Source organism: Actinoplanes sp. URMC 104, from assembly GCF_051386375.1.
Classification (GTDB): Bacteria; Actinomycetota; Actinomycetes; order Mycobacteriales; family Micromonosporaceae; genus Actinoplanes.
Window position 1 is genome coordinate 2,642,501 of the sequence record NZ_JBPQTO010000002.1, and the last position, 12,045, is coordinate 2,654,545.

Annotated in this window: 8 protein-coding genes and 2 rRNA genes (1 of these 10 running past the window's edge); 7 read left to right on the plus strand and 3 right to left on the minus strand. The window is 69.6% G+C overall.

What is annotated here, in order from left to right:
- From ACSNN8_RS13330 to ACSNN8_RS13340, 3 genes are all read left to right on the plus strand, one after another.
- Positions 1 to 1,611 (plus strand): 23S ribosomal RNA (locus ACSNN8_RS13330) (it extends 1,501 nt beyond the left edge of the window).
- A gap of 111 nt (positions 1,612 to 1,722) precedes the next feature.
- Positions 1,723 to 1,839: ribosomal RNA gene (gene rrf / locus ACSNN8_RS13335) — 5S ribosomal RNA — on the plus strand.
- 137 nt (positions 1,840 to 1,976) lie between these two features.
- Positions 1,977 to 3,191, plus strand: a complete 1,215-nt coding sequence (locus tag ACSNN8_RS13340; RefSeq protein ID WP_436649190.1) for a phytase — start codon at positions 1,977 to 1,979, stop codon at positions 3,189 to 3,191.
- 9 nt (positions 3,192 to 3,200) lie between these two features.
- On the opposite strand, the gene ACSNN8_RS13345 is transcribed toward ACSNN8_RS13340, so the two are convergent.
- Positions 3,201 to 3,935 carry a hypothetical protein gene (locus tag ACSNN8_RS13345; protein ID WP_436649192.1) on the minus strand — a complete coding sequence of 245 codons (735 nt, stop codon included), beginning with the start codon at positions 3,933 to 3,935 and terminating at the stop codon, positions 3,201 to 3,203.
- A 109-nt stretch (positions 3,936 to 4,044) separates the two neighbouring features.
- On the opposite strand from ACSNN8_RS13345, the gene ACSNN8_RS13350 reads away from it, so the two are divergent.
- The gene (locus ACSNN8_RS13350; protein ID WP_436649194.1) at positions 4,045 to 5,187 is read left to right on the plus strand and encodes a glycosyltransferase family 4 protein; all 1,143 of its coding nucleotides are present in this window, start codon (positions 4,045 to 4,047) and stop codon (positions 5,185 to 5,187) included.
- Entirely contained in the window at positions 5,184 to 6,320 is a 1,137-nt protein-coding gene (locus tag ACSNN8_RS13355) for a glycosyltransferase (RefSeq protein ID WP_436649196.1), read from the plus strand. Before ACSNN8_RS13350 ends, ACSNN8_RS13355 begins: the two co-directional genes overlap by 4 nt.
- 3 nt (positions 6,321 to 6,323) lie before the next feature.
- On the opposite strand, the gene ACSNN8_RS13360 is transcribed toward ACSNN8_RS13355, so the two are convergent.
- Positions 6,324 to 7,391: a hypothetical protein gene (locus ACSNN8_RS13360; RefSeq protein WP_436649197.1), complete on the minus strand. Its 1,068-nt coding sequence runs from the start codon at positions 7,389 to 7,391 to the stop codon at positions 6,324 to 6,326.
- A gap of 310 nt (positions 7,392 to 7,701) precedes the next feature.
- Between ACSNN8_RS13360 and ACSNN8_RS13365 the strand changes: the two genes are divergently transcribed.
- Entirely contained in the window at positions 7,702 to 9,618 is a 1,917-nt protein-coding gene (locus tag ACSNN8_RS13365; protein ID WP_436649198.1) for a hypothetical protein, read from the plus strand.
- Between the two features lie 14 nt (positions 9,619 to 9,632).
- Positions 9,633 to 11,303 (plus strand): hypothetical protein, encoded by a 1,671-nt coding sequence (locus ACSNN8_RS13370; RefSeq protein WP_436649199.1) that lies wholly within the window; start codon positions 9,633 to 9,635, stop codon positions 11,301 to 11,303.
- Positions 11,304 to 11,576: 273 nt separating this feature from the next.
- Here ACSNN8_RS13370 and ACSNN8_RS13375 read toward each other — a convergent pair whose 3' ends face one another.
- Complete coding sequence (locus ACSNN8_RS13375; RefSeq protein ID WP_436649200.1) at positions 11,577 to 12,005, minus strand: nuclear transport factor 2 family protein; 429 nt, start codon at positions 12,003 to 12,005, stop codon at positions 11,577 to 11,579.
- Positions 12,006 to 12,045: the final 40 nt, after the last annotated feature.

A 12,045-nucleotide genomic window follows, 5' to 3' on the forward strand; every position in this document is an offset into this window, starting at 1 on the left:
ATAACGGGTTGATATTCCCGTACCCGCGAAGGAACGACCCAGACGAACCCTATTATGCTAACCGCCCAAAGCGCCGGCGACCTTCGGGTCAAGGGTGTGGAGCGCGGGATCCTGGTGGGTAGTAGTTTAGTGATGGGGTGACGCAGGAAGGTAGCTGGTCCCAGGCGGTGGTTGTCCTGGGGTAAGCGTGTAGCCCGGACTATAGGCAAATCCGTAGTCCATGTGGGTGAGACGTGATGCCGAGCCGTTTCAGGTGAAGTCAGTGATCCTATGCTGCCGAGAAAAGCCTCTAGCGATGTTCCGAGCGGCCCGTACCCTAAACCGACACAGGTGGTCAGGTAGAGAATACCGAGGCGACGGGTGAACTGTGGTTAAGGAACTCGGCAAATTGCCCCCGTAACTTAGGGAGAAGGGGGGCCGGACGCGTGAAGCCCCTTGCGGGTGGAGCGTGGTATGGCCGCAGAGAGCAGGGGGAAGCGACTGTTTACTAAAAACACAGGTCCATGCCAAGTCGTAAGACGATGTATATGGACTGACGCCTGCCCGGTGCTGGAACGTTAAGGGGACCTGTTAGCCCGCAAGGGCGAGGCGGAGAACTTAAGCGCCAGTAAACGGCGGTGGTAACTATAACCATCCTAAGGTAGCGAAATTCCTTGTCGGGTAAGTTCCGACCTGCACGAATGGCGTAACGACTTCCCCACTGTCTCAACCACAGGCCCGGCGAAATTGCAGTACGAGTAAAGATGCTCGTTACGCGCGGCAGGACGGAAAGACCCCGGGACCTTTACTATAGCTTGACATTGGTATCCGAATTTAATTGTGTAGGATAGGTGGGAGCCGGTGAAGCTCGGACGCCAGTTCGGGTGGAGGCAATCTTGAAATACCACTCTGTTGGGTTTGGGTATCTAACCTGCGGCCCTGATCGGGTCGAGGGACAGTGTCTGGTGGGTAGTTTAACTGGGGCGGTTGCCTCCTAAAGGGTAACGGAGGCGCCCAAAGGTTCCCTCAGCCTGGTTGGCAATCAGGTGTTGAGTGTAAGTGCACAAGGGAGCTTGACTGTGAGACTGACGGGTCGAGCAGGGACGAAAGTCGGGACTAGTGATCCGGCACTTGCGTGTGGAAGCGGTGTCGCTCAACGGATAAAAGGTACCCCGGGGATAACAGGCTGATCTTCCCCAAGAGTCCATATCGACGGGATGGTTTGGCACCTCGATGTCGGCTCGTCGCATCCTGGGGCTGTAGCAGGTCCCAAGGGTTGGGCTGTTCGCCCATTAAAGCGGTACGCGAGCTGGGTTTAGAACGTCGTGAGACAGTTCGGTCCCTATCCGCCGTGCGCGTTGGATACTTGAGAAGGGCTGTCCCTAGTACGAGAGGACCGGGACGGACGAACCTCTGGTGTGCCAGTTGTCCCGCCAGGGGCACGGCTGGTTGGCTACGTTCGGAAGGGATAACCGCTGAAAGCATCTAAGCGGGAAGCTCGCTTCGAGATGAGGTATCCCACCACCATCGAGTGGGTAAGGCTCCCAAGAGACTATTGGGTTGATAGGCCGGAGATGTAAGCCAGGTAACTGGTTCAGTCGACCGGTACTAATAGGCCGAGGGCTTAACCACCCAAAACTTGATCCTCAACGCGTCCACTGTGTGATTCACAGCAAACGAACAACCAGAACCCATGGCCGGCGACGGTCACAGTGTTCTGCTGGTTGTTCCGCTGAAAGCTGTTTCGGTGGTCATAGCGGAGGGGAAACGCCCGGTCTCATTCCGAACCCGGAAGCTAAGCCCTCCAGCGCCGATGGTACTGCACTCGGGAGGGTGTGGGAGAGTAGGACGCCGCCGGACTCAACGTGAAACAGTAGGCCCACCCCGATCGGGGTGGGCCTACTGTCGTTTGTCGTTTCTGGGCTGTGTCGATCGCACAGCAAAGATTCAGCCGGGCGCAACCCGTACGCCAGCTCCGTCCGGAAGCGTGTCCAACCATGCGCCGTACCGCTGGGATCGTTGCCCTCGTCGCCCTGAGCACCGCCGTCGCCGCGCCGGCGCAGGCCGGTGGGAAACCGGGCGACGGAGTGCCGCAGGAGGTCACCGCCACCGTCGAGACGCCCGCGCTCTTCGACGACGAGGCCGGCGGAGATGCGGACGCCGACGACCCCGCGATCTGGGTCAACCGGGCGGACAAGGCCCGCAGCCGGGTCATCGGGACGGCCAAGAACGGCGGGCTGCGGGTCTACGACCTGGCGGGGCGTGAGGTGCAGTCGATCCTGCCGCCCGAGGGTGGGCGGTTCAACAACGTCGACCTGGTGACCGGCTTCGGGGCGGGGCGCCGCGACTACGCGGTGGTCACCGACCGCGGGCTCGACAAGCTGCGCATCTTCCGCATCGAGGCGTCCGGCAGGCTCACCGACGTGACGGCCGCCGACGTGCCGCTGCTGTTCTCGCGCGACCAGGCCGAGGTCGAGGAGCAGGCAACCGGCTACGGCCTCGCGACGTACGGGCGCTATGCCGTGGTCAGCCGCCGGCACAGCACGACGCTGGGGATCTTCCGGCTCGAGGAGCGGAAGAACGCGGTGAGCTACCGGGTCACCGACAAGCTCGACCTGCCCAAGCAGTTCCGGCTCTCCACCGGCGCGACCTGGACGCCGTGCCTCGAGCCGGGCGAGGACCCGCAGATCGAGGGCATGGTCGTCGACGCGGACGCGGGTGTGCTCTACGCCGCGCAGGAGGACGTCGCGCTGTGGAAGATCCGGCTCGACCGCGACCGGTTCGTGGGTGTGCCGCGGATCGTCGAGCGGGTGGCCGAGTTCGGCGCGCCGGGCACGTACGACCCGGAGGCCGAGGAGTGCGAGCTCGGGGAGCCCGCCGCGGAGGCCGGCCGCATCGCCGCCGACGTCGAGGGGGCCACGATCTATGCGACGGGCAAGCGCGACGGCTTCCTGATCGTGTCGAGCCAGGGCGACAGCAAGTTCTACGTGTACGACCGCCGCACCAACCGGCCGGTGAGCAGCTTCCAGGTGGTCGACGGCGCCCGCACCGACGGAGTTCAGCACTCGGACGGCGCGGCCGCCACGTCGGTGCCGCTGCCCGGATATCCGAAGGGCCTGCTCGTGCTGCACGACGGCGAGAACACGCCCGACGGGGGCCGGGTGAGCACCGACTTCAAGTACGTGGACGTGCGATCGCTCGGGCTGCGGTAGCGGCAGTCGTCAGAAGCGTTCGACGGTGACGGTTCCGACGCCCGACGTGGCGTCGATGTCGTAGCGGGCGGTGGCGCGGTCCCAGCCGTCCTGCACCCAGGTCGACCCGCCGGCGACACCGGTGCGCAGCTGCCCGTCGACGGTCACGCTGCCCGCGCCGCCTCGGGCCGACACCCGCGCCGGACCCTGACCTCCCAGCCGTACGGACAACAGGCTCGCACCGCCGCCGAGCACCACCCGTTGCGTGCCGTCGGCGGCCGGCAAGACAACCGCCGCGCGTTCGGTGCCGGCGCTGAAGTCGACGTCGCCGCCCCGCCCGCCGCTCAGGTCGACGGACTCGTCCTTGGCGCCGCCCGCGAGCCGGATCTGCCAGCGCACGTCGTCGCTGAGCACCACGGACAGCACCGCGGGGCCGCTCTTGCCGGTGTCGCGCAGCCCGGCCACCAGGTCGAGCCCCTCGAACGTCGCCGTGGGCGCCACCTCGGAGTCGTCCGGTGTGGACAGCTCGTAGAGGTCGCCGCCCAGATCGCCGACCCGTACGCGCACCACGTCGGCGCCGTCGACCAGCAGGAACCTCGACACGTCGCCGTCGCCGCGCAGCTGGTGCCGGACGGCGCCCTCGCGATCGCCCAGGACGTACCCGGGCCGGTTCTCGGGGTTGCGGTCGCGGCCGTCACCACCGGACCAGTCGCACCCGCCGAGCAGGCCGACCGCCAGCACCAGAGCCACCGTCCGGGAACGCACGAGGCACGGATACCCGCGGCGTGCTTCTCCTAGTCGTTCGACCAGCGTTTGAGATCCGGCCACGACAGCGAAGGTGTGCCGGACATCGACGGAAGCCCATCGTGGCTGCATGCGAGTCGCTCTGGTCACGGAGTCGTTCCTCCCCGATGTGAACGGCGTCGCCAACTCGGTGGTGCGTACGGCCGAACACCTGCTGCGCCGGGGGCACGAGCCGATGGTGATCGCGCCGCAGCCGCCTCCCGCGCTGCGTGACAACCCGGTCGCCGTGCCCTATCCGGTGGTCCGCATCCCGTCGCTGCCCATGCCGGGATATCCGCAGATCCGGCTGGGCCTGCCCACCCCCACGCTCACCGGGGCGCTGCGCGCGTTCGGTGCCGACCTCGTGCACCTGGCCAGCCCGTTCGTGCTCGGCGCCTGGGGCATGCTGGCCGCCCGCACGCTGCGGCTGCCCACGGTCGCGGTCTATCAGACGGACGTGGCCGCGTACGCCCGTGCCTACAAGGTCGGCATGACCGAGGGCGCTGCCTGGAGGTGGATCAGGACCGTCCACAACCTCGCTTCGCGCACGCTGGTGCCGTCGTCGGAGTCGGCCTTCGCCCTGAACGCGCACGGCGTCGAACGCGTCCACCTGTGGCGGCGCGGCGTCGACGACGAGCTGTTCCATCCGGGCCGGCGCAGCGAGGCGGTCCGCCGCCGGCTGGCGCCGGACGACGAGGTGGTGGTCGGGTTCGTCGGACGGCTGGCGGTCGAGAAGCAGGTGGATCTGCTCGCCGACGTGAGCCGCCTGCCCGGCGTACGCCTGGTGATCGTGGGAGACGGTCCCGCGGCGCCGCAGCTGCGCAAGGCTCTCCCGGCCGCGACGTTCCTCGGGGTGCGGCGCGGGCAGGAGCTCGCCGAGCTGTACGCGAGCTTCGACATCTTCGCCCACACCGGCCCGTACGAGACGTTCGGCCAGGCCGTGCAGGAGGCCATGGCAAGCGGCCTGCCGGTCGTCGCGCCCCGTGCCGGCGGGCCGGTCGACCTGGTCGCGCACGAGCGCACCGGCTACCTCGTGCCGCCGTTCGAGGCCGAGGGTTTCACCGCGGCCGTTCGTGATCTGGTGGCCGATCCCGCCCGCCGGGTGACCTTCGGGGTCGCCGGGCGCCAGGCGATCGAGGGCCGCAGCTGGTACGCCGTCGGTGAGGAGCTGCTGGGCCACTACGGCGCGGCGTGCGACGCCGGCGTTCTCGAGCGAGGGGCGGTCGCTGCGTGAGGATCGTCCGGGTGGCGAACTTCGTGACCCCCCGATCGGGAGGGCTCCGCACCGCGCTGCGCCACCTGGGCGCCGGATACCAAGCTGCCGGGCACGAGTCCGTGCTGGTGATCCCGGGCCCCGGCGAGACCGACCGGATGACGGACCAGGGGCGGGTCGTCACGCTGCCCGGCCCGCTGGTTCCCGGCATGGGCGGCTATCGCGTGCTGCTCGACCGCGGCCGGCTGAGCTCGGCGCTGCGCGGCCTGCGACCCGACCGCATCGAGGTCTCGGACCGCACGACGCTGCGCTGGCTGGGACGCTGGGCCCGGCGTCACGACGTGCCGTCGATGATGGTGTCGCACGAGAGCCTCGACGGGTTGCTGCGGCTGTTCGGCCCCGGCCCGAGCCGTCGCGCCGGCGACCTGCTCAATGCGCGTACGGCCGCCGAGCACGACCGCGTCGTCTGCACGACGCGGTGGGCCGCGGCGGAGTTCGAGCGCATCGGCGTACGGAATCTGGCGCGCGTCCCGCTCGGCGTCGACCTCGACCGGTTCACTCCGGCCAACCACGACCCGCGGATGCGTACGCTCTGGTCCGCGCCCGGCGACGTCCTGCTGCTGCACTGCGGCCGGCTCTCGCCCGAGAAGAAACCGCGCCGCTCGCTCGAGGCGCTGGCCGCGCTGCGCAGGTCGGGCGTGCCCGCCGTGCTGGTCGTGGCCGGCGGTGGCCCGCTGCGCAGCGCGCTGCAGTCCGAGGCCGCCGACCGCGGCCTGCCCGTGCGGTTCGTCGGCCACCTGACCGACCAGGCCAGGCTCGCGGCGCTGCTGGCCACAGTGGACGTGGCGCTGGCTCCCGGGCCGATCGAGACGTTCGGCCTCGCGGCCCTCGAGACCCTCGCCAGCGGCACTCCGGTGGTGGTCAGCTCCGAGAGCGCCCTGCCCGAGGTGATCGGCGACGCGGGACCGGCCGTACCGGGTGACGGCCCCGCCTACGCCGAGGCCGTGCGGACGCTGCTCGCCCGCCCGGAGTCCGCTCGCCGGGCCGCGGCCCGGACGCAGGCGGAACGCTTCCCCTGGGCGAACTCGGTGGCCGGGTTCCTCGAGGCGCACCGGGCTCCGATCGTCTCGGAGCCCGTCACCCGACCGCTGTAGCCGCTATTCGACCGGCTCGCTCAGGGCGGCCTCGGCCTCGACGGCCTGCCGGTAGAGCGCCGCCCAGGTGGCGGCCTGCGTGGAGGCGTTCAGCCGCTCGGCCTCCCACTCCTCGCGGGTGGCCTGCGACGACCCGGCGATCGTCTCCCAGTTCGTGCTGGTCGCCGTGTTCGCCGCCAGGAACACCTGGAGCCACGTCTCGGCCTGGCGCAGCGCCACCTGCTCGGCGTCGGCCCACGCCACGCGCGCCGGGCCGGTCTGGGCGCCGACCGCCGCCCAGGCGCGTGCCGCCGCGGCGCGCATCTGGGCCTGCGCCTCGCCGGCGGTCTCGCGGGCGGCCTTCTCGGCGGCCTGCGCCTCGGCCACCAGCCGCTGCGACTGCACCAGCCAGCGGCGGTTCTCGTCGGCGATCCGGTTGCGGAACGTCTGCATGTCCAGCTGGGACGCGCTGACCCAGCCGTACCGGAAGAACTCGACGACGTCGGCGTCGGTGGTGCCCGGCGCGACGGCGCGTCCGGCCCACGCGCGCACCTGGGCGCCCGGGTCCTCGGTGCTCAGCACGGTGATGTAGTCACGGTCCTGCTGGCGTACGAGGTCGGCCGCCTGCTCGTCGTCGTCGATGTCCTTCTGGTCGGCCGCCAGCGCCACCGCGTAGTCGGTGTTGACCCAGCGCTCGAGGACGTCGTCGGTGCCGTTGAGCAGCGCGCGCCGGCCCGACGCGTTGACCCGCGGGTAGTACTGGGCAGGGTGCGTGTTCACCATGCGGGTGATGAAGTTGATGTTGCGGGTCTTGTTCTGCGCCGCGCGGGCGATCGCGGCGTCCCACCCGGTGTTGATGAAGTCGGTGATCGCGGCGTCGCCCCGGCTCGACAGCAGGGCGCTGCGGGCGGCGCTGCGCACCGCCGAGCGCGGGTCGTCGGTGGAGATCCACCGCACGAACAGACGGTTGGCCTCGGCCTCGTTCCACTCGTCGGCGGCCGACACCATGGCGTGCGGCACCGCCGCGAAGGACGCGGCCGGAACGGCCACGACGCCCAAGGCGGCGACGAGCGCGAGCGCTGCTCCACGCATACGCATATTCAGTTTCCCCCGTTGGTGACCTGCGTGAGTTCCGTCCACATCGGATGCGGCGCGCATCGATACATCGAGATGCGGTGGCGACATCTAAGCACGAAACCGGGTGGCGCGGGGGGCCGGTCCAACGACGTTGGTCACAGCGTCGCGGCCTTGTGCCCGAGGGTGACGGGCGGCTAACCTACCCGCCGACATCGATCTGTATGCCTCCGCCCCGTCCGCCGGACGGCTCGAAGCCGCAGGTGACGGCGTATGGGCGGCGTGTGCAGCATTCGTATCGACCACGGGGACTAATTTCATGACATCGATGAACCGTGCCGCCTGGGCGCGGCCGCTGCTGGCTGCCGGGGTGGCCGTCGCGGCACTCACCGCCACGACGACGGGAGTCGCGCAGGCCGCGCCCCTTCCCTCCGCTCAGCCGCTCACGCGCGCCGCCCTGGCCGACGAGAGCATCGCCGACTACAACCAGAAGCTCGCGGTGGCGGTGAAGTTCGGCCTCGGCGCCGACAGCGCCCTGCTCGAGAAGGCCGACCGCGACTTCGTCGTCGGCATCTGGAACCACGTCAAGGACGACCCGGCGCACGCCGAGGTGCGGCTCGCGGCCGAGGCCGCGTTCAGCACCGAGCCGGAGCAGGAGGACTCGGTCGACCAGGCGTGCTACCAGTTCATCATCGACGGGGTGTTCGCGGCGTTCGACCGCGACGTCGCCCGGGTGAAGCGGGAGGCCGACGCGAAGCGGGCCAGCGACGTCGCCCGCAGCGCGGCCGCGGCCAGCATCGACGTCGTCGCCGACGACGCCCTGCTCAACGGCACCGACGCGGACTTCGTACGCCTGATCTGGGAGCGGGTCGCCGAGGACGCCAAGTGGCCGAAGGTCAAGGCGGCCGCCCGTGCCGCCCGCGACGGCAGCGACGAGGACCGGACGGCGTTCATCGCCGCCGGCATGGCCGAGGCCGCCGCCCAGGACGTCGACGACCGGATCGCTGCGGACGAGGCCAAGACCGAGGCCGAGAAGGCGGCCGAGCGGGCCCGCGCCGCGAAGAAGCTCGCCGCGAACCGAATCGGCCTGACCGTCACCGACGAGCTGCTCGCGCTGCCGGACCGCGACTTCGTCACCACGGTCTGGAACTTCGCGCCCGACGGCTCCGAGGTGCAGGCCGCCGCGGTCGCCGCCGCGCGCAGCCTCGACCCCGCGGTGTGGAAGGCGTTCATCGAGACGGGCATCCACACGGCCAAGGACAACGACATCCGGATCGCCCTGGAGCGCAAGGAGGCCGAGGACCGGCGCCTCGTGCAGGGCATCCTCGACCGTGCCACCGCCGCCAAGCAGCGGGGACTCGCCACCGCCGCCCGCGCCGCCCTGGCCGGCGACGCGACCGCGGTCGCCGACTTCCTGCGCGTCGGGCAGTACAAGATCGGCCCGGACGTCGTGCAGTTCGCGGTGACCACCACCCGGCTCGGCATGCTGACCGCGGACGGCACCGCGTACGTCAAGGAGGGTGGCCTCGACGCCCCCTGGGTGAAGGAATACACCAACGTCAAGCAGATCGCGCTCACCGGCAACCGGATCGGCGTGCTCACCAACGCCGGCGTGGCGCTGGTCAAGGAGGGCGGCCTCAGCGCCGGCTGGGTCCAGGAGCAGACCGGCGTCAAGCAGCTCGTGCTGACCGCCGACCGGATCGGCATCGTGCGCACCGACAACATCGCCTGGGGCAAGCAGGGCAGCCTCAGCGCCGGCTGGGTCAAGATCTACGACACCGCGGTGACGCAGCTGGCGATGTCGGGCACCCGCATCGGCGTCCTGCGCCCGGACAAGGTCGCGCTGGTCAAGGACGGCACCACCGCCTCGCAGAACTGGGTGGTCGAGCACGGCGCGGTCAAGCAGCTCGTGCTCTCGGGCACCCGGATCGGCGTGCTGCGCACCGACAACATCGCCTGGGTCAAGGAGGGTGCGCTCAACGCGAGCTGGGTGAACGAGCACAACGCCGTCGCCCAGCTGGCGCTCGCCGGCACCCGCATCGGCACCGTGCACACCGACGGCATCGTCCGGGTCAAGGAGGGCGGCCTGTCCGCCTCGTGGACCCAGGTGCGTACCGGCTCGTACGCGCTGGCCCTGGAGACCAACCGCATCGCCGTGATCGCCAACGACGGCGTCGGCTACGTCAACACCGGCGCGGTCGCGGCGCCGTTCACCACCTTCCGCACCTCGGCGAACCCGGCGTGAAAGGCATCGACCAGATGAACACCCTCCAACGTGCTGTGCTGGCCTCCGGGCTGGCGGTATCGGTCCTGATCCCGGCCCTGCCGGGCGCCGCGTTCGCCGCGCCCACCCCGGGCCCGGCGGTCGTGGCGGCGCTCGCCGCGTCCGAGGCGACCTACGACCAGAAGCTGGCCGTGGCGGTCAAGTTCGGCCGCGGCGGCGACTCCGCGCTGCTCGAGAAGGCCGACCGCGACTTCGTCATCGGCATCTGGGACGGCGTCAAGGACGATCCGGACCACATCGAGGTGCGGGTGGCCGCGGAGGCCGCCTTCGCCGCGGCGCCCGACGACACCGACCAGGCCTCCTACGACTTCATCGTCACGGAGGTGTTCGCCGCCTTCGACCGCGACGTGGAGCGCGAGCGGCTGGAGGCGGAGGCGAAGCGGACCAGCGATCTCGCCCGTAGCGCGGCCGCGGCCAGCATCGACGTCGTCGCCGACGACGCCCTGCTCGACGGCACCGACGCGGAGTTCGTACGCCTGATCTGGGAGCGGGTCGCGGACGACGCGAAGTGGCCGAAGGTCAAGGCGGCCGCCCGTGCCGCCCGCGACGGCAGCGACGAGGACCGCGCGGCGTTCATCGCGGCGGGCATGGCCGAGGCCGCCGCCCAGGACGTCGACGACCGGATCGCCGCGGACGAGGCCAAGACGGAAGCCGAGAAGGCCGCCGAGCGGGCCCGCGCCGCGAAGAAGCTCGCCGCGAACCGGATCGGCCTGACCGTCACCGACGAGCTGCTCGCGCTGCCGGACCGCGACTTCGTCATCACGGTCTGGAACTTCGCACCGGGCGGCTCCGAGGTGCAGGCCGCCGCCGTGGCTGCCGCGCGCAGCCTCGACCCCGCGGTGTGGAAGGCGTTCATCGACACCGGCATCCACACGGCCAAGGACCGCGACATCCAGATCGCGCTCGACCGCAAGTACGCCGCCGACAAGACCGCCGCCGAGGCGATCAAGACGACGGCCACGAAGAACAAGGACTTCAACCTCGTCTACTGGACCAACAAGGCGCTGGCCGGCACCCCGACCCAGCTCGACGACTTCCTGCGCGTCGGCCAGTACGACCTCGACCTGATCACCAGCTTCGACTCGGGTCAGGTCGACGTCAGCTGGTCGAACACGGCCGCCTGGACCAACGCCGTCACGAACGTGAAGGGCATCTGCTGCAGCCTCACCGGTCCCGAACTCGGTGTGCGCAACGAGGCGGGCCACACCGGCGCGAAGTCGCTGATGTACGCCGGCCTGGACGGCAGCGGCACCGCCTCGGGCAAGTCGTACGCCTACCTGAAGTCGCTGGCGCTGAGCCGCATCACGGTCAAGCCGACCACCAAGCTCAGCTACTGGATCTTCCCGCAGGCCAACACGGTGCGTCCCGAGGTCAAGCCCGCCAACAGCACCTGCGTGGCGATCGACCTGCTGTTCAGCGACGGCAAGAACCTGCGCGACAGCGGCGTCAAGGACACGAAGGGCAACCGCGCCCACCCGCTCTACCAGTGCAACAAGATCAAGGCCGGCCAGTGGAACGAGGTCGTCGTGCCGCTCGGCCCGACCCTGAACGGCAAGAAGATCTCCACCCTGGTCGTCGGCTACGACCAGCCCGCCGGCACCGGCGGCTACCGCGGCCTGATCGACGACATCAAGATCGCCGACTGACCCACCCGTAGTCAGCAGACGCGGCGCCCGGCTCCGGCCGGGCGCCGCTGTTTCTTACCGGTCCGCGATCGGTCTGCTAGTTCCGGTGTCGACCGGATGGACGCCGGCGCCGGAGGCACCTGGGTCAGCGAGCGAGCCGTCGGGGCCTTGGTGATCGCCAACCTGGTCGCCGCACCTGCCGGTTCCGACACGACGATTCCCCTCGGGTTGGCAGTTCAGGAGGACTGTCGCCGCTGTCGAAAGCTGGCGCACAAGAAACGATCGAGGCGTGGATCAAGGCGCCGCGGGAGGCATTGAGCGCCATGACCGGTGCCCGACCTCCGCTTCGTAGGCCGGCCGGACGTCGACGGTGTCGTACACGATGTGCAGGCTTCGGATCTGGCCATCAGCGTCGAGGCACGCGACATCGACCACGTCGAAGGGTGCAGCTCGTCCGGAGGGCAGTCGCCAGTCGAAGTGGAACCAGAAGCTCACCGTCCGCGCACCGGTGCTGTCCGTACCGGACATGACGGACTTCAGCACGAGGTTGGCCTGGCTCGTGTCAGCGAAGAGGGCGGGATAGAAATCCTCGGCCGGTTGTGGACCGTAGAGCGGAGAGTGAACGACGCCGTCGTCGCTGAACAGGCTGACCGCCAATGCGACGTTTCCGGTCCTGAGTGCTTGCAGATACTTTTCCGCCAGGTCATCAGCCGAAGTAGTCACACAGCAAGGCTACCCATGATCGTGGAGAGGCGTCCGTCGA